Here is an 18779-nt window from a genome sequence, read left to right on the forward strand (position 1 = left end):
CCTCAAAACATTTAAACGATTCTTTTATACAAGATTATTTAATTCCACCTTATTTAAACTACCAACAACAATATTTCCTTTATGTACAACGAGACACTTTTCTGTTTGACGCGCTACCGCTTCAGCAGTACATGTTGCATTCGTCAAAACAAAACTCGCTTCATCTCCTACATTCGGCCATACTCGCTTCCCTTTATTGTTTAACGTTTCTTTCCCTCCCGTAATAAAGCGAAGGGCTTTTCCTAAAGACCTTTCGTCACTCCACCCAAAACGTTCTGCCAATCGATTTGCCTTTTGCAGCATATCACCTGTACCAAACGGTGACCAATGATCAGTAATACTATCATTTCCTAACGAGACTTTCACACCTTTTTTATCTAATAACGGAATCGGGATTACTTGTTTCCCAATTGGCACGGTTGAAGTAATATCAATGTTTAAAGCAGCTAATCTTTCTGCCACTTCCTCAGCTTCTTTATCCGTAACACCACCAAGTCCAAGCGCATGACTAATTGTTACGCGACCTTGCCATCCCGCTTCTTCTGTTAAACTTGCCAATCTCTTCATTGTAAACGTTCCAAGATTATTCGCATCATGCAGATGAATATCAACATCCGCATTAAATTCTACTGCAATATCCATAATCGTATGTAATGATTTTTCGATATCATTATCCACTGTAGCTGGATCCACTCCACCTACTAAATTCGCACCCATACGCATCGCATCTTTCACAAGTTGCACAGAATTACTGCGCAATAATCCATGTTGTGGAAAAGCAACGATTCTACCAGAAACCTGATTTTTATATGTTTCCAGCGCCGCTAACGTCGCCTCCAAATTACCAAGTCCAATAATCGGATCAACATTACAATGCGTTCTAATATTCGTTGCACCATTTCGAAGCAATAACTGTAGCATATTTTCCGCTCTATCTTGAGCAGTCGCTAATTGCTTCGGCAAAATTTTTTCTTCTTCATGAAAACGTGTGAAAATACTCTCTGCTGGCATACAAGCTTTCCAAGGGCCACTATAATACGTCTTATCAATATGAATATGCATCTCTTCGAAAGCAGGCAAAATTAATAAACGATTGGCATCAAAAATTGATACCCCTTCCTCTTGAACAGCCCCTGCTATTATACTTTTAATTCGTCCATCTTCAATGAGTAAACTACATAACTCTGTTTCTGTTTGGGAAATTCTCCCCTCTTCATATGTATACCCTGATTCAAGCATTACATTAGTCAACCAATATACTGTCATCTCTATTCCCCCACCCTTTATTAAAAGTTACCTCATACCTCTTACTATAATTTTAATATCAACTGAAAATTAAGACAATTAATACGACTGTTTCCTAAAAAAATTGTAATACAACCGCATAGCCTTCTCATAAATTTCCATATAGAATAGAAGTATATAGTTTGCTAAAAAAGGAGTGAATTGGAAGATGTCAAAAAGATTATATAAATCCGAAACTGATAAAATGCTGTTTGGTATATGCGGTGGTTTAGGAGAATATTTTGATATTAGTTCTACCCTCATTCGCATACTTTGGGTCATTGCTGTTTTATGTTTCGGGACTGGTTTTTTAGTTTATTTCATTTGTTTATTACTTATGCCTCGTTCGTACTAGTGGCATCCTGCATATACTTAATCGAAATATAAAAAATCACCTATAGAATCCTATAGGTGATTTTTTTATGAAGAATATTTCATTGTTAAATGCAATATTGCAACTTCATCTTCTTCATTCTTATAACTATGTTTCTTATTCGCTTCAAATTGAATAGAGTCAAACTCATTCAATTCATATACATCGTTTTCCACTTGAATCGATATTTTCCCCTTCATGATCGTTACAAGTTCAATAGCACCTTCATGATGAGCTTCTGGTTCATATATACTATTCGATCTTAAACAAGCACGGTGCATTTCCATTCCTGTTTCTTTCGTATAACGGAACATCGTTTCTAAGTGCCACGCTTGTCCTACATCTACTGCAAATCCTTCTCCGCAGCGTGCAACAGCTACAGGTTCTCCAACAACCATCAATCTCGATAAAGGAATCGATAATCCTTTCGTTATTTTCCAAATGACAGCTAATGTCGGATTCGTTTCGCCTCTTTCAATCTTTCCTAATGTTAATTTACTAACCCCTGTTTTTTGAGCTAATTCTTCTAAACTTAATCTTTGTTCATTTCGAATTTGTCTTAACAGCTGACCTACTTGCTGAATGACTTCTTTCGTTTGCATATCTTCATGTTCTTTCATCTATAAAACCACCTTGAAGTATAAAATAGTTTACTTTTATTTATTTTAAGTATATTATACTATACATAATTATCAAGTTTCGAAAGGAGTGCTATACTTTATGCGCGCAATTTTATTAGGCCTTTTATCATCAGCCTTTTTTTCCGCAACCTTTATTATTAATAGAGCGATGAATGTATCTGGAACGAGCTGGGCTTGGACAGCTTCCTTCCGTTTTTTATTCGCTCTCCCTATTTTATTCCTTATCGTTTTATTTCGCAAAAACTTAAGGGGATTATGGGAAGAATTAAAGAAACATCCATTAGCGTGGATCGGATGGGGTTCCGTTGCTGGTATTGGCTTCTACTCTTTATTAAGTTTCGCAGCTGTTTTTTCTCCAGCGTGGCTCGTTGCTGGAACTTGGCAAGTTACGATATTAGCAGGATTACTTTTATCGCCATTATTCTTCGTTAAAATAGAAACGAAATCAGGTGCAAAACTTGTACGCGGAAAAATCCCGCTTCGCAGTTTATATGTTGCATTATTTATTTTACTTGGTGTAATTTGTATGCAAGCGACTGCAGCAGGTCATATTACAATGACTCAGTTTATTTCAGGATTTTTACCTGTCGTGGTAGCCGCTTTCTTATATCCATTCGGCAACCGTAAAATGATGGAACTTGTTGGTGGGCGTCTCGATACATTCCAACGTGTATTAGGAATGGCAATAGGTAGTCTTCCTATAACAATTTTACTTGGCATATACGGATTTTCTACTACCGGTATTCCAACATCAAGCCAAATGCTGCAAGGCTTTTTGTTAGCATTATGTTCTGGCGTAATTGCAACGATGACATTTTTCTTTGCTACTGACTTAGCAAAAGATAACCTCGCCCTACTTGGAGCTGTCGAAGCAACGCAAGCTGGAACGATGGTCTTTACCGTGCTTGGCGAAATTGTTTTCTTGAATGGTTCATTCCCTGGTGGGCTTTCCCTGCTTGGAATGATTATTATTATGTTAGGAATGGTTGCAAATAGCGTTTTAAATCGATCTGTTCCAATCGTTAAGCAGAAAAAAACAGCATAAAAAGGAGTATGGTTCTATCCCAAAGAACCATACTCCTTTTTTATTGTCCCCCTATTTCGCCTTATCAGAATAGTATTTCATTAGCTGTTTATACTAAAACCTATGTTATAATACGTTTCATGCGCAATATTAGGAGGTAAATTATGTTAAAAAAAGCAATCGCTGAATTTATTGGTACATTTGTACTTGTATTATTCGGAACTGGAGTAGCTGTCATTGGCGGCGGAATTGAAGGAATTGGAACGTTAGGAATCGCTATGGCTTTCGGTCTATCTATTGTGGCTATGGCATATAGCATCGGAACAATTTCTGGATGTCACATTAACCCAGCAGTATCAGTAGCTATGTTCATCAACAAAAGAATGAACGCTATGGAACTTTGTTATTATGTATTAGCTCAAATTTTAGGTGGTTTATTAGGAACTGCAACGTTAGTAACGATTTTAAAATCTGCTAAAACACCTTTAGATAATTTAGGACAAAATGGTTTTGGAACTCTTGGTTTATCTGGAGCATTTCTAGTTGAATTCATTTTAACTTTCGTATTCATTTTAGTGATCGTTGCTGTAACAGGTAAAAAAGGAAGTTCTTCTCTAGCTGGATTAGTAATTGGTTTCACATTAGTTTTAGTTCACTTATTAGGAATTCCGTTAACTGGAACTTCTGTTAACCCAGCTCGTAGTATCGCACCAGCTTTATTCGCTGGCGGAGAAGCCCTTTCTCAACTATGGGTATTCATCGTTGCACCAATTCTTGGTGGTATTGTAGCAGCTATTGTTGGTAAATTCATTTTAAATACTGAAAAATAGAATTTTCAATATTTCTGAATAAAAAAAGGCGAGCCCTCATTATGAGGATGCTCGCTTTTTTACTTTTTCATTTTAGACTTTAAATTTGTAACTAATTGATCTACTGTTACATTTGCAAGTACGTTTTCCATCGCTTCTTGCGCTTGCATTAAAATAATTTCTAATACTGATTGAATATTAGCTCCTACTGGACATTCAATGTTGGGATTTTCATGGAAGGAAAATAGCTGTCCTTCTTCTACAACTTCCACTGCTTTATATACATCAAGTAATGTAATTTCTTCTAAATCACGAGCAAGTGTCGTACCACCTTTACCAGCTTGTACATCAACAAGTCCTGCTCTCTTCAACATTCCTGTAATGCGACGAATCACAACTGGATTTGTATTCACACTACCAGCAATCCATTCAGAGGTACAGCGAGAGTTTCGATCTATCGCAAGTAACGTTAACATATGAACACCTACTGTAAAACGACTACTAATCCCCATCTGCACACCCTCCTTTGTATTCATTCTATTAAAAGACGACTCTTATTATTATATACTATTTTTAATTTATACATAAAGAAAAAGCATGATTCCAATAGGAAATCATACTTTTCTCTCATTATTGACGCTTTATAAACTTCGCTAAATCTTTAAATTTCACTTTATCTGAGTAATTCATTACACCGTTTACGTAAATGCGGCTTGTAACAGCACTTAATATACCGATTGTCGCTAAAAGAATTAGCAGTGTTATCGTAATTTCTAACATACCCGTCTCACCAGCTACAAAGCGTGAGAATGTGACCATCGGGGTAAAGAATGGAACGTAAGAACTTATAACAACAATCGTACTATTTGGATCACCTAGCGATTTAAGACTTATAAACAATGCTGCCATTATTAAAATCGATACTGGTATCATTACACCTTGTAAATCCTCAGTCTTAGAAACAACCGCACCAGCCGCTGCATACATCATCGCATAGAGGAAATATCCTGTAACAAAATAAATGAGGAACATACCGATAACTTGTGCATCTAACTTTGTAAAATCAATTGGCAATCCAAATAAGGAACCATTTTCTAAATCTACCCATCCTAGTAACCAAGGAACTAGGTAACCACATGCCAATATGACAAGTTGTAATAACGCCGTTGAAACAACCGCTAAAATTTTCGCATACATCATCGTAAGCGGTTTTACTTTCGGAATCATGACTTCCATAACACGAGAAGCTTTTTCAGAAGCAATATTCATCGCAATTGTGCTTCCGAACATGACAATAAACATATACAAAGCAAATGTAAAGAAATAGGCAATTCCGAAAGAAGCAGAACGATCTTTAATCGCTTCTTGTTTCACTGTGATTTCAGTTTGCAATTTTTGTGCAATTTCCGGTGAAACATTATGTGTAGCAATTGTTACTGCCGTATATTGCGCTTTTAAATAACTAGCCATAATTGTAGAAGTTGTTTCACTAGGGAACCCATTAAACATATACGTAACTTCTGGAACTCCATTCTTTTCAGTCACACGGAATAAACCGTCTAACTCGCCTTCTTCTACTTGTTTATGTAGTCTATTAAAATCTTCTTTTGAACCAATTGTTAATTTAGCTGATGGTAGTAACTTATTTAACTCTTCTTTTTGTATTTTATATGTAGAACTCTCTACTACAACTGCAATTTTATCTTTATCCTTATTTTTATCATTACTTGAAGTAAAATGATTAAATGCAAAAATCCCAAATACAATTAAAAACAAAATCGCACTCGTAATTAATGATCTTTTAGATAAAAATGATTCCCTAAAATAAAATGAAAATACGTGAGAAAATTTACGCATCGTTATTTCGCCCTCTCTACAAAGATTTCGTTTAACGTCGGCTCTAACATTTTAAATTGTCGTAAAGTAATACCTTGTTCTTGCAACTGTTGTAAAATCTTTAGAGCTTCTGCATCATCTTGTACTTGCACATAAAGAAGGCCTTGTTGCTTTTCATACGATACATGTATAGCCGCTAATCCCTTCTCATTCTCTTCTGTATCTTCAATCGTTAAATTGCGGAAACCATATTCTTTTTTAATATCGCTTAACTGGCCTTTTACGACCGCTTCACCTTTTTTCAAAATACATACATGTTGGCAAAAAGCCTCTACTTGTTCCATACGATGACTAGATAAAATAATGGTCTTTCCGCTCTGTACTTGTTCTTCAATAATGCTAGCTAACATTCCAGCATTAACTGGGTCTAGTCCGCTAAACGGTTCATCTAAAATGAGAAGTTCAGGATTATGAAGAAGAGCAGCAATTAATTGGATTTTTTGCTGGTTCCCTTTTGAAAGCTCTCCTGCCGTTTTAAATTTATATTCCGGTATTGCCAATCGATCTAACCAGTGATCAATAGCAAGATCTACTTCTTTTTCGTCATTCCTTCTAATCTACCAAAATATCGCAACTGGTCTATTACTCTACTTTTTGTATATAAACCTCTCTCTTCTGGTAAATATCCAATTGTTACCCCACTAGTCCCAAATGATTTTCCATCCCATGTAATAGATCCTTCATTAGGCGTTAATAATCCGAGAAGCATTTTGATTGTCGTTGTTTTCCCTGCACCATTTCGTCCAAGTAATCCTAGCACTTCACCTTTAGGTAACGAAATTTGCAAGCCGTTAACTGCTTTTGATTCCCCAAATAGTTTCGTTAAGTTTTGAATTTGTAAACTCAAAGTATAAAGCCTCCCCTTTAATATCATTCATACTCTCTTTCAAAGACTATGTTTATATAGGATAAAATATAGCACTACGCTTCATCCTTTTAATATGTAGCACCACCTTAATCCATCATTTGTTCTATTTAGTTAAAATTGTAAATAATATCATGTTATTTGTCAATTATAATTGTCATTTCGACAATAAAACTTGTCAAAATGATTCCCAACATTTTTCTCATCTTTCTAATATAGGACATACTACTATATATATAAAAGACAATATGCAAATGTTCATACAAAAAATATTATTTTTCGATATATAATATTAACTGATTTTCTAACATCGAGGAGGATACATATGAAGATGAAGAGGGGCATTACCACTTTATTATCTGTAGCAGTTCTATCTACATCGCTTGTAGCATGTTCAGGAACACAAGAGAAAACTGTGGCGAAAGAAGAGAAGGCAAAATTAACAGACCAGCAATTAATGGCTGATTTATGGTATCAAACAGCTGGTGAGACGAAAGCACTTTACTACCAAGGATACAATATCGGTCAATTAAAGCTCGATGTAATTCTTGCAAAAGGGACAGAGAAAAAACCTGCTATCGTACTGGATTTAGATGAAACGGTTTTAGATAACAGTCCTCATCAAGCAATGAGTGTAAAGACAGGAAAAGGCTATCCTTACAAATGGGATGACTGGATTAATAAGGCTGAAGCTGAAGCCCTTCCAGGCGCAATTGATTTCTTAAAATATACCGAATCTAAAGGTGTAGATATTTACTACATCTCAAATCGTAAAACGAACCAACTAGATGCAACAATTAAAAATCTTGAGCGTGTAGGTGCTCCTCAAGCAACGAAAGAACATATATTACTACAAGATCCGAAAGAAAAAGGAAAAGAAAAACGCCGTGAACTCGTTTCGCAAACACATGATATCGTCTTATTCTTCGGCGATAACTTATCTGATTTCACTGGTTTTGATGGAAAGTCTGTAAACGATCGCAATCAAGCAGTCGCAGATTCAAAAGCACAATTTGGTGAGAAATTTATTATTTTCCCGAATCCGATGTATGGTGATTGGGAAGGCGCTTTATATGATTATGATTTCAAAAAATCAGATGCAGAAAAAGATAAAATCCGTCGCGACAACTTAAAATCATTTGATGCAAAATAAAGAGGATGGCATTCGCCATCCTCTTTATTGCATATTTCTCGTTAAAGGTAAAATAAACACTTCTACACGTCTATTTTTCGCCTTTCCTTCTTGCGTATCGTTCGGGGCAATTGAACGGTATTCTCCGTAACCAACCGCACTAAATTTCCCTGGCTGTAATTCTTTATTTTGCAGTAATACTTGCATAAAATTAACTGCCCGCTGCGTACTTAATTCCCAATTCGATGCAAATTGCGCATTTGCAATAGGAACATTGTCCGTATGACCAGATACTGTAATTTCACGAGGTGATGCTGAAACAAGTAAATTAGACATTTCTTTTGCAATACTTAGCGATTCTAATTTCACGTCCGCTTTCCCAGAATCAAATAGTACATTTTCTAATATCGTTACCTTTAGTCCTTTTTCTGTTAAATCAGTTTTAAAAGAAGAAGATAATTGATTTTCCTCAATATACTTATCAATACCTTTTTGTACCGCTTTTAATTCGTTCATTTCTTGCTGCTTTACTTCAGCTTCAGCATTCTTTTTAATCTTCTCAGATTCTAGACTGTTTGCCGATAACTCTTTCTCTTCATTCGGCTTTTGATCACTTAAAAATTCTTTATTTCCTGTTCCACCTGCTAATTCGCTTCGAAACGCTACTGCCATCTGTTTGAACTTCGCAGCATCTATACTACTCATCGCAAATAAAACGATGAACAATGCAAATAACAACGTTAACATATCAGAATAAGGGATTAACCAAGTTTCATCGATATGTTCTTCGTGTTTTTTCTTTTTGCCTCTTCTATTTTTTTTACTCCGCATTTTTTTCTGCTCCTTTTTCAAGCTTTTTACGCTCAGTTGCAGAAAGTGCACCTAAAATGCGGTTCTTCATAATAAACGGATATGTACCCTCTTGTAACATTAATAAACAATCAATAATTAAACGTTTTTTCTCTAGTTCATCTGCAGATTTTTGCTTTAATTTATTTGCAAATGGATGCCATAATACATAACCTGAAAAAATACCAAAAATCGTTGCAATAAACGCACCCGAAATAGCGTGACCTAACTTTTCAATATCAGTTAAATTGCCAAGTGCAGCTACTAGACCAATAACAGCACCTAAAACCCCTAATGTCGGTGCATATGTACCAGCTTGAGAAAAAATTGCCGCTCCTTTTGCATGCCTTTCTTCAATTGCTTCTAATTCAGCTTCTAAAATCTGCTCTAAATCTTCTGCGGATACGCCATCAATCACAAATTTCATACCACGCAAAAGAAATTCATCTTGAATTTTATCTAATTGCTGCTCTAAAGACAAAATACCGTATTTTCTACTTTCAGATGTCCAATGAACAAATAATTCTAGCAACTGTTCATAACTTAAATCTTTTTTATTAGAACCAAAAAGAACTTTAAATAATTTTGGAACCCTCTTTAGTTGATTCATCGGAAATGCTATACATACTGCAGCAAATGTACCAACAAAAATAATTAATGCTGCGGCAGGGTTAACTAAGGCCATTACGTCAGCGCCCTTGACGACCATCCCTACCACTACCGCCACTACTCCTAAAATGAGTCCAATAAGTGTTGCAAAATCCATTCCCATTCACTCCTAGTCTATACAAGAAGTTCTTCATTCTCGATAATCGCTACATCTTCTTATATATATATATTACATAAAAAATGAATTTCATGAAAGATAAGAAATGAATTATATGAAAAAATACTACAATTTCACACATTTTCTGACATTTTCTTTGCATTTCTATTACGTTATGACTCTTATATTTCTTTTTCAGTAAACTAGACTTATAATAAAAAACGATACATATTTCATTAAGAAAGGACCGTGATTACAAGGTATCATGAAAAAGATAATCATTATTTCTGCCACTACTATTGTAATCGGTATCACTTCTTTCGCTTACTTTAGTTCTAAATCACCACTGCAAAATGAGGCGAAAGCTGTCGAAAGTCAACAGCATAGTAATCACCAAAAAGAAGAGATTCCTGCTTTTCCAAAAGCTGATCATAATGCAAAGAAGCTAGACAATGATTTTTCCGTTGTAACAAATCCAGAGTCTAATCTTGTCTTAGTTAATAAACATCGAAAACTACCAGACGGATACACACCTGAAGACTTAACAAGACCGAACGTACCATTTACTAGTCCAAAAGATAAAGAAAAAACGCTACTGCGCAAAGATGCTGCAGATGCGCTTGAAAATATGTTTGAAGCGGCAAAGAAAGAAGGACTTGAACTTACAGCTGTATCTGGTTATCGTTCCTACAAACGCCAAAAATCATTACATGACACATACGTTAGACGTCAAGGAAAAGCTGAAGCTGATTCAGTAAGTGCCATTCCTGGTACGAGTGAACATCAAACTGGTTTAGCAATGGATATTAGTTCAAAATCTGCTAAATTCCAATTAGAGCCTATTTTTGGAGAGACAGCCGAAGGAAAATGGGTTGCAAAACATGCCCATGAATTTGGCTTTGTCATTCGTTATTTAGAAGATAAAACAGAAACAACAGAATATGCATACGAACCGTGGCATTTGCGCTACGTTGGCAATCCATACGCTACATACATATATAAACATCATTTAACATTAGAAGAAGCGATGGAAGACAAAAAATAAGAGAGCAAATTGCTCTCTTATTTTTCTTTCACTCTATCATTGTAGTAATTTTTTCTTCCACTCTTCAGGCCATGGTTCGCCTCTTCCCGTTTTTTTCGATGCTTGAACCATCATTCCACGACCAACTAAACAAACTTCTCCTGCTGCATTCTTCACCATATAATGCAAATCTAAAGAAGAATTCCCAACCGATCCCGCTTTTACATATACTTTCAACTGTTCATCAAAATATATTTGCTTAATAAAATTACATTGTAAATCTGCTACAACGATCATCGTTTCTGAAGATTCATGCGTCCATTCTTGCATAAATCCAAGTTCTTTAAACAGTGCAATACGTGCTTCTTCAAAATAAGTAAAGGCAACGACATTATTTACATGTCCAAACATATCTACTTCACCAAAACGAACTTTTACAGGACTATAAAATGAAAAACCACTTTCCCATTGCTCAAAGTCTTCAATATAAGAAATTCTCTTCATTGTTCCCTCTCCTTTTCGCCTTAAAATAAACAGAATAAACAGAAAAATAAAGTTATAAATATTGCCTCTTCAACATGAAGAGGCAATATTTATTAATAGTTATTGTCGCTACCAAAGAAATCTTTGAACGATTGAATTGTTGTATCACGGTTTAATGCCGCAATTGAAGTTGTTAATGGAATACCCTTTGGACATGATTGCACACAGTTTTGAGAGTTACCACAGTTTGCAAGTCCGCCATCTCCCATAATTGCACGTAAGCGATCTGCTTTATGCATTTCACCTGTTGGATGTGAGTTGAATAAACGAGCTTGTGATAACGGTGCTGGTCCAATAAAGTCAGATTTACTATTTACGTTTGGACATGACTCTAAGCAAACACCACATGTCATACATTTTGAAAGCTCATAAGCCCATTGACGTTTCTTCTCAGGCATTCTTGGTCCTGGTCCTAAGTCATATGTACCATCAATTGGAATCCAAGCTTTAACGCGTTTTAGAGCGTTAAACATGCGACTACGGTCAACTTGTAAGTCACGTACAACTGGGAATGTCTTCATCGGCTTTAAGCGAATTGGTTGTTCTAACTGATCAATAAGAGCTGTACATGATTGACGTGGTTTTCCGTTAATCACCATCGAACATGCGCCACATACTTCCTCTAAACAGTTCATATCCCATGCAATCGGAGTCGTCTGGTTTCCTTTTGAATCAACAGGATTACGACGAATTTCCATCAGTGCCGAAATAATGTTCATATTTGGACGATATGGAATTTCAAACTCTTGGTCAAACTCTTGTGCATCTGGTCCATCTTGTCTCGTAATGATGAGGCGGATTGTTTTCTCAGACATGTTGCTTATCCCCCTTCTCTTCACCCTTAGCAGCTACATCATGTTTTGAAGAATAGTCACGTTTACGTGGTTTAATTAAGGAAACATCCACTTCTTCGTAATGGAATGCTGGTGCTTTTCCTTCTCCCTCAAATTTCGCCATCGTAGTTTTTAAGAAGTTTGCATCATCACGATTTGGGAATTCAGGTTTGTAATGTGCTCCGCGGCTCTCATTACGGTTATATGCGCCAATTGTAATAACACGTGCTAACTCAAACATATTCGCAAGTTGGCGTGTAAATGAAGCACCTTGGTTACTCCATCTTGCTGTATCGTTAATGTTAATACGTTTGTAACGAGCCATTAGCTCTTCAATTTTCGCATCTGTTTCTAGTAACTTTTTATTTTCACGAACTACTGTAACGTTATCTGTCATCCATTCTCCAAGCTCTTTATGAAGAACATACGCATTCTCGTTACCATCAAGCGTTAAAATATTGTTAAATTTCTCTGTTTCGATTAATTCATTTTGCTCATATACAGTAGATGAAACAGCATCAGATGATTTAGAAAGACCTTTCATATACTCAATCGCGTTCGGTCCTGCTACCATACCACCGTAAATTGCTGATAATAGTGAGTTCGCACCAAGGCGGTTACCACCGTGCATAGAATAATCACACTCACCTGCTGCAAATAAACCTGGAATACTTGTCATCTGCTTATAATCAACCCATAGTCCGCCCATTGAATAGTGAACTGCTGGGAAGATTTTCATTGGTAGTTTACGAGGATCATCACCTGTAAACTTCTCATAGATTTCAATAATTCCACCAAGTTTAATATCTAGTTCTTTCGGATCTTTATGAGAAAGATCTAAGTACACCATGTTTTCACCGTTAATACCTAGTTTTTGCTCTACGCAAACGTCAAAGATTTCACGCGTTGCAATATCACGAGGTACAAGGTTTCCGTAAGCCGGATATTTTTCTTCTAGGAAGTACCATGGTTTACCATCTTTATATGTCCAAACACGGCCACCTTCACCACGTGCAGATTCACTCATAAGACGTAATTTATCGTCTCCAGGAATTGCCGTTGGATGAATTTGAATGAACTCGCCGTTTGCATAATATGCGCCTTGTTGATATACAGCAGAAGCTGCTGTACCTGTATTAATAATAGAGTTAGTTGATTTTCCAAAGATGATACCAGGGCCCCCTGTTGCCATAATCACGGCATCAGCTTGGAAACTTTTAATCTCCATTGTTTGTAAGTCTTGTGCAACGATTCCTCGGCACACACCTTCGTCATCCACAACAGCTCGTAAGAAATCCCAACCTTCGTATTTCGTTACAAGTCCTGCTACTTCATGACGACGTACTTGCTCATCTAATGCGTATAGTAATTGCTGTCCAGTTGTTGCACCAGCAAATGCTGTACGGTGATGTTGTGTTCCACCAAAACGACGGAAATCAAGAAGTCCTTCTTCCGTACGGTTGAACATAACACCCATACGGTCCATTAAATGGATGATACCAGGTGCTGCTTCACACATTGCTTTAACTGGTGGTTGGTTCGCTAAGAAGTCCCCACCATAAATTGTATCGTCAAAGTGGATCCATGGAGAATCCCCTTCACCTTTCGTATTTACGGCACCGTTAATTCCACCTTGGGCACATACAGAATGCGAACGTTTTACTGGTACTAAAGAAAACAGTTCAACATTTACTCCTGCTTCCGCCGCTTTAATCGTTGCCATTAAGCCAGCCAAGCCACCGCCGACTACTATAAGTTTCCCTTTCATGCTCTCCCACTCCTTACTGGTTTGCTAGCTGTGGATCGATGAACGCTAATAATGCACTCACACCTACATAAGATAGACCTAAGAAAATAGCTAATGTTACATAAGTAGAGATTCTTTGTGAACGTGGAGATACTGTAATTCCCCAGCTGATGCAGAATGTCCATAGTCCATTTGCAAAGTGGAAAATTGTTGAAACAACACCGACTAAGTAAAATGCAAACATAGCTGGATTGTTTAAAATATCTGCCATCATATCATAGTTTACCTCTTTACCTAACATTGCTTGAATACGAGTTTCCCAGACGTGCCAAGAAATGAAAATCAGTGTAACGATACCTGAAATTCTTTGGAAGACGAACATCCAGTTACGGAAATAACCGTAAGAAACCGCATTGTTCTTAGCTGTAAATGCAATATATAAGCCATATATAGCATGGTACAGTATCGGTAAAAAGATGATGAAAATCTCTAGCGCGTACCGGAATGGAAGGAGCTCCATAAAGCCTGCAGCTTTGTTAAAAGCCTCTGCTCCTCGTGTTGCAAAGTTGTTTACAATTAAATGTTGCGTCAAAAAGACACCAACCGGGATGACCCCCATTAATGAGTGCCACTTACGAAACGTATACTCGCGGCCTTTCATGTCCCCATTACCCCCCTTGAATGTTTGACTGCTGTTTTCAGATTAGTTTACAACAATAATGTTTTTTCACTATTGGCATAAGAAAAACTGAAAAAATTATTCGAAATATTTCAGCATAATTTGATACCAAATTCATTTTACTCCTATTTTTGTCGAAGCGTCAAGAAAACGTATACATAATTTGCATATAATTTGCCAATTCTTTTTTTCTTCTTATATATTCAGATTTTCCCAAAGAAAAATCTGTTTTTATAAATGAGAAATGTTATATAATAATCCCTATAGAAAGAGGGGAATATTGTGAGTAAAAATACAATCGATACAACATCTTTAGAAGATGTTTCATTGAACGCCTTCGCTTATGAATTGCTACGTGAAGAATTACTACCTGATTTAATCGGTAACGATTTAGATGGTATTTTATACTGGTCCGGTAGAAACCTTGCAAGAAAATATCCACTAGAAACAACTGAAGAAGTCATTCAGTTCTTCGAAAAAGCTGGCTGGGGCACTTTAAGCATTATTGAACATAAGCGTCGTGAAATGCAGTTCCAACTTAAAGGCACACTCATCGCTGAACGCCAAAAACAAAACAGACATTCTTCTTATCAATTAGAAGCTGGATTCATCGCTGAACAAATTCAAAAACAACGAAACGTCGTTGCAGAGTCCTATGAAGAAAAGAAAAAACGTTCAGACTCTATTACATTTCTTGTGAAATGGGATATAAAAGATCTCATTGAAGTGTAGCATTACCTACAGTCAACTAGACATATAAGTTTAGTTGACTTTTTTGTATTTTCATTCAGTTAGATTTATTTTAAATCTTCAGAAATTATACCAGAAAATAGAAGACGTTGTAAACTACAACGTCTTCTTATCCGCTAAATAAGTATAAATCGTTTGTGCGACATTTTTCGGCATACCTGCTTCGACAAATTCAGCTACAGAAGCTTCCTTCATCTTCTTTAATGAACCAAAATGTTTTAACAATACCTTTTTCCGTTTATCACCGATTCCTGGAATATCATCCAGTGCTGATTGAATGACAGATTTCCCATGTAATTGACGATGGAATGTAATCGCAAATCGATGCACTTCATCTTGAATGCGCTGCAACAAATAAAATTCTTGGCTATTTCGCTCAAGCATCACGGGTTCAGGTGGGTCCCCAATAATTAAATGGGAGGTTTTATGTTTGTCATCTTTTACAAGGCCTGCCATCGGAATATATAAACCGAGTTCATTTTCTAAAACATCACTTACAGCTGCCAGATGACCTTTTCCACCATCAATAATGATTAAATCTGGTAAAGGCAAACTTTCTTTCAGTGCCCTTGTATAACGGCGTCTCACAACTTCTCTCATAGACTCATAATCATCCGGTCCTTGAACCGTTTTAATTTTATATTTCCTGTATTCTTTCTTAGCTGGTTTCCCATCAATAAAAGCAATCATTGCAGAAACAGGATTTGTCCCTTGAATATTTGAGTTATCAAACGCCTCAATACGATAAGGTGTTTCAATCCCAAGCTGTTTCCCTAAATGATCTACCGCTTTAATCGTTCGCTCTTCATCACGTTCAATTAAATAGAATTTCTCTTCAAGAGCAATCTTCGCATTTTTATTTGCTAATTCTACAAGATCTTTTTTCTTACCACGTTTCGGCTGTGTCGCTTCCACTTCTAAAAAGCGCTCTACTAGCTCTGAGTCTATACTCCCTGGAACGACAACTTCCTTCGGCTTAAAATGACTGCTGTTCTCATAAAATTGACCGATAAACGTTAAAAACCCCTCTTCTGGTTCGTCGTAAATTGGAAACATAGAAACGTCACGTTCAATTAGCTTTCCTTTTCGAACGAAGAAAACTTGAACACACATCCATCCTTTATCAACTGCATACCCAAACACATCACGATCCACTAAGTCACTCATAATCATCTTTTGTTTTTCCATAATCGCATCAATATGCGCGATTTGATCGCGTAATTCTTTTGCGCGTTCAAATTCTAGTTTCTCTGAAGCTTCATACATCTTTGTTTCTAATTCTGAACGAACTTCTTTATGTCCACCATTTAAAAACTTAATAATTTCATCTACAATTTCTTTGTTTTGTTCTTCCGTCACTTCTTTCACACAAGGTGCTAAACATTGACCCATATGATAATATAAACAAACTTTATCGGGCATATTTGAGCACTTACGAAGCGGATACATACGGTCTAGCAATTTTTTCGTTTCATGAGCTGATTGTGCATTCGGATAAGGACCAAAATACTTTCCTTTATCCTTTTTTACGTTTCGTGTAATGAGTAATCGCGGCTGTTTCTCAGCTGTAATTTTAATAAAAGGATATGTTTTATCGTCTTTTAATTGAATATTATATTTTGGATCATGTTTTTTTATTAAATTTAACTCTAAAATGAGAGCCTCTAGATTTGAGGAGGTTACAATATATTCAAAATCTACAATTTCTCCTACAAGCCGAAGTGTTTTTCCATCATGTGAACCAGTAAAGTACGAGCGCACACGATTTTTAAGCACTTTTGCCTTTCCGACATATATAACCGTTCCTTGCTTATCTTTCATTAAATAACAACCAGGTTGATCTGGTAAAATAGCCAGCTTCTCTTTTAAATGTTCGTGCACTCGTCACCCTCCATTTCTACATGCTTAGCATTTTTATTTTCACATGAAAACATACTATGCCAAAACACCCAACATACGTTCTTCCATTGTAACGGAAAGGTGTAAAAAAGGAAAATAAAAAAAGCTGCCAAATGGCAGCTCCTTTATTTTAGAAGTGTTTAGAAACTAATTCTACTAACGCTTCTTTCGGTTTGTAACCTAACGCTTGATCAACTACTTTACCGTCTTTTAATACGAAAAGAGCTGGAATGCTCATTACTTCGAATTGACGAGCAGTTTCTTGGTTTTCATCCACGTCTACTTTTACTACTTTTACTTTTTCGCCTAGTTCTGCATCAATTTCCTCTAATACAGGAGCGATCATTTTACAAGGTCCACACCATGGTGCCCAGAAATCTAATAATACAACACCTTCGCTAGTTTCAGATGCGAAGCTTTGGTCATTTGCGTTTACAATTGCCATTTTATTTCCTCCTTCAAGTATATTCTACCAAGAGTATATCATTAACTTATATACGTGGCGAATAATATGTATCGTTATGTATTGTAACAAAAAAGTGTTCCTTTATACTATATAAAAATATGGATTACATACTAAAAAGATGAGAGACAGGGGATCTCTCACCTTTTTCTATATATAGGGGTACTTCACTTGGAACTCAAGGGTACTCAAATCATGAATGTACTTTTAACTTTTTAAACTCTTCTGTTAAAAGAGGTAACACTTCAAATAAATCGCCAACAATACCATAGTCAGCTACTTTGAAGATGCTTGCTTCTGGATCTTTATTAATCGCAACGATTATTTTCGAGTTAGACATACCAGCTAAATGCTGAATCGCGCCCGAAATACCGCATGCAATGTATAAGTCTGGCGTAACAACTTTACCAGTTTGACCAATTTGTAATGAGTAATCGCAATACTCAGCGTCACAGGCACCACGAGATGCTCCAACTGCACCGCCTAATACGTCAGCTAACTCTTTTAATGGCTTGAATCCTTCTTCACTCTTCACACCGCGTCCGCCAGCGATAATAACTTTCGCTTCAGAAAGATCAACACCTTCTGCAGTTTTACGGACGACATCTTGAATGATTGTACGTAGGTCTTTTACATCTACCGTAATAGAAGATACATCACCACTGCGAGACTCATCTTTTTCAAGCGTTGCAATGTTATTTGGACGCACTGTCGCAAATAAGATACCATCTGTTACAATCTTCTTCTCAAACGCTTTACCAGAGTAGATTGGACGAGTGAAGATAACATTTCCACCTTCAACCTCTAAAGCAGTTACGTCAGAAACTAGACCAGCTTCAAGCTTCGCTGCTAATTTTGGTGATAAATCTTTACCAAGTGCTGTATGTCCAAATACAATACCCTCTGGCTTTTCTTCAGCATATACAGCTAAAAACGCTTGTGCATACCCATCAGATGTATATGATTTTAATTTATCATTTTCAACTGTCACAACGCGATCTGCACCGTAATGAATCAATTCATTTGCAAAAGAGGCAACGCTGTCTCCAACTAGAAGACCTACTACTTCACCGCCTTCTGCAATTGTTTTTGCTGCTGCTACCGCTTCAAACGAAACGTTACGTAGCGATCCATCACGAACTTCACCCATTACCAATACTTTACGAGCCATAGATTTTCCCTCCTGCATATATAATTTCGTA

The 18779-nt window shown here is 36.5% G+C and carries 19 protein-coding genes and 1 pseudogene; 6 read left to right on the forward strand and 14 right to left on the reverse strand.

What is annotated here, in order from left to right; genetic code table 11:
* Positions 1-24: 24 nt before the first annotated feature.
* Complete coding sequence (locus tag PDL00_RS13320) at positions 25-1266, reverse strand: amidohydrolase family protein (protein ID WP_270729495.1); 1242 nt, start codon at positions 1264-1266, stop codon at positions 25-27.
* 187 nt (positions 1267-1453) lie between these two features.
* Here PDL00_RS13320 and PDL00_RS13325 point away from each other — a divergent pair, with 187 nt between their 5' ends.
* Positions 1454-1639, forward strand: a complete 186-nt coding sequence (locus PDL00_RS13325; RefSeq protein ID WP_000044433.1) for a PspC domain-containing protein — start codon at positions 1454-1456, stop codon at positions 1637-1639.
* 65 nt (positions 1640-1704) lie between these two features.
* Here the strand turns inward: PDL00_RS13325 and PDL00_RS13330 are convergent, their stop codons facing one another.
* The gene (locus PDL00_RS13330; protein WP_270729497.1) at positions 1705-2277 is read right to left on the reverse strand and encodes a helix-turn-helix domain-containing protein; all 573 of its coding nucleotides are present in this window, start codon (positions 2275-2277) and stop codon (positions 1705-1707) included.
* A 100-nt stretch (positions 2278-2377) separates the two neighbouring features.
* Here PDL00_RS13330 and PDL00_RS13335 point away from each other — a divergent pair, with 100 nt between their 5' ends.
* Both PDL00_RS13335 and PDL00_RS13340 read left to right on the forward strand, forming a co-directional pair.
* The gene (locus PDL00_RS13335) at positions 2378-3343 is read left to right on the forward strand and encodes a DMT family transporter (RefSeq protein WP_242256459.1); all 966 of its coding nucleotides are present in this window, start codon (positions 2378-2380) and stop codon (positions 3341-3343) included.
* 143 nt (positions 3344-3486) lie between these two features.
* Entirely contained in the window at positions 3487-4152 is a 666-nt protein-coding gene (locus PDL00_RS13340) for an MIP/aquaporin family protein (protein WP_074607624.1), read from the forward strand.
* A 59-nt stretch (positions 4153-4211) separates the two neighbouring features.
* On the opposite strand, the gene PDL00_RS13345 is transcribed toward PDL00_RS13340, so the two are convergent.
* The 3 genes and pseudogenes from PDL00_RS13345 to PDL00_RS13355 all read right to left on the reverse strand — a co-directional run bounded on the left by PDL00_RS13345 (position 4212) and on the right by PDL00_RS13355 (position 6874).
* A complete protein-coding gene (locus PDL00_RS13345) occupies positions 4212-4643 on the reverse strand; it encodes an Rrf2 family transcriptional regulator (RefSeq protein WP_242256461.1) in 432 nt (143 codons plus the stop codon).
* 118 nt (positions 4644-4761) lie between these two features.
* Complete coding sequence (locus PDL00_RS13350) at positions 4762-5988, reverse strand: ABC transporter permease (protein ID WP_270729502.1); 1227 nt, start codon at positions 5986-5988, stop codon at positions 4762-4764.
* A gap of 2 nt (positions 5989-5990) precedes the next feature.
* A pseudogene (locus tag PDL00_RS13355) lies at positions 5991-6874 on the reverse strand (ABC transporter ATP-binding protein).
* Positions 6875-7217: 343 nt separating this feature from the next.
* Here PDL00_RS13355 and PDL00_RS13360 point away from each other — a divergent pair.
* Positions 7218-8045, forward strand: coding sequence for a 5'-nucleotidase, lipoprotein e(P4) family (locus PDL00_RS13360; RefSeq protein WP_242256467.1), 828 nt, complete (start codon positions 7218-7220; stop codon positions 8043-8045).
* A 24-nt stretch (positions 8046-8069) separates the two neighbouring features.
* Here PDL00_RS13360 and motB read toward each other — a convergent pair whose 3' ends face one another.
* A complete protein-coding gene (gene motB, locus PDL00_RS13365) occupies positions 8070-8855 on the reverse strand; it encodes a flagellar motor protein MotB (RefSeq protein ID WP_242256469.1) in 786 nt (261 codons plus the stop codon).
* Positions 8845-9639: a flagellar motor stator protein MotA gene (gene motA, locus PDL00_RS13370; protein ID WP_242256470.1), complete on the reverse strand. Its 795-nt coding sequence runs from the start codon at positions 9637-9639 to the stop codon at positions 8845-8847. Before motA ends, motB begins: the two co-directional genes overlap by 11 nt.
* A gap of 265 nt (positions 9640-9904) precedes the next feature.
* On the opposite strand from motA, the gene PDL00_RS13375 reads away from it, so the two are divergent.
* Entirely contained in the window at positions 9905-10684 is a 780-nt protein-coding gene (locus PDL00_RS13375) for a M15 family metallopeptidase (RefSeq protein ID WP_242256472.1), read from the forward strand.
* A 36-nt stretch (positions 10685-10720) separates the two neighbouring features.
* On the opposite strand, the gene PDL00_RS13380 is transcribed toward PDL00_RS13375, so the two are convergent.
* The 4 genes from PDL00_RS13380 to sdhC all read right to left on the reverse strand — a co-directional run bounded on the left by PDL00_RS13380 (position 10721) and on the right by sdhC (position 14447).
* On the reverse strand, positions 10721-11167 hold the full coding sequence (locus tag PDL00_RS13380; protein WP_242256474.1) for an acyl-CoA thioesterase: 447 nt from the start codon (positions 11165-11167) through the stop codon (positions 10721-10723).
* 92 nt (positions 11168-11259) lie between these two features.
* Positions 11260-12021, reverse strand: a complete 762-nt coding sequence (gene sdhB, locus PDL00_RS13385; RefSeq protein ID WP_001291830.1) for a succinate dehydrogenase iron-sulfur subunit — start codon at positions 12019-12021, stop codon at positions 11260-11262.
* Positions 12014-13807: a succinate dehydrogenase flavoprotein subunit gene (gene sdhA / locus PDL00_RS13390; RefSeq protein WP_061677094.1), complete on the reverse strand. Its 1794-nt coding sequence runs from the start codon at positions 13805-13807 to the stop codon at positions 12014-12016. Before sdhA ends, sdhB begins: the two co-directional genes overlap by 8 nt.
* Before the next feature lie 13 nt (positions 13808-13820).
* The gene (gene sdhC, locus PDL00_RS13395; RefSeq protein WP_000678354.1) at positions 13821-14447 is read right to left on the reverse strand and encodes a succinate dehydrogenase cytochrome B558; all 627 of its coding nucleotides are present in this window, start codon (positions 14445-14447) and stop codon (positions 13821-13823) included.
* 300 nt (positions 14448-14747) lie between these two features.
* Between sdhC and PDL00_RS13400 the strand changes: the two genes are divergently transcribed.
* A complete protein-coding gene (locus PDL00_RS13400; protein WP_000042227.1) occupies positions 14748-15197 on the forward strand; it encodes a YslB family protein in 450 nt (149 codons plus the stop codon).
* A gap of 114 nt (positions 15198-15311) precedes the next feature.
* Here the strand turns inward: PDL00_RS13400 and uvrC are convergent, their stop codons facing one another.
* The 3 genes from uvrC to etfA form a co-directional block, all read right to left on the reverse strand.
* Positions 15312-17096 (reverse strand): excinuclease ABC subunit C, encoded by a 1785-nt coding sequence (uvrC, locus tag PDL00_RS13405; RefSeq protein WP_270729508.1) that lies wholly within the window; start codon positions 17094-17096, stop codon positions 15312-15314.
* A gap of 148 nt (positions 17097-17244) precedes the next feature.
* The gene (gene trxA, locus PDL00_RS13410) at positions 17245-17559 is read right to left on the reverse strand and encodes a thioredoxin (RefSeq protein WP_001018946.1); all 315 of its coding nucleotides are present in this window, start codon (positions 17557-17559) and stop codon (positions 17245-17247) included.
* A 211-nt stretch (positions 17560-17770) separates the two neighbouring features.
* Positions 17771-18748 (reverse strand): electron transfer flavoprotein subunit alpha, encoded by a 978-nt coding sequence (gene etfA, locus PDL00_RS13415; RefSeq protein WP_061677092.1) that lies wholly within the window; start codon positions 18746-18748, stop codon positions 17771-17773.
* Positions 18749-18779: the final 31 nt, after the last annotated feature.

It is taken from the genome of Bacillus cereus group sp. TH152-1LC (assembly GCF_027710505.1).
GTDB classification, from domain to species: Bacteria; Bacillota; Bacilli; order Bacillales; family Bacillaceae_G; genus Bacillus_A; species Bacillus_A mobilis.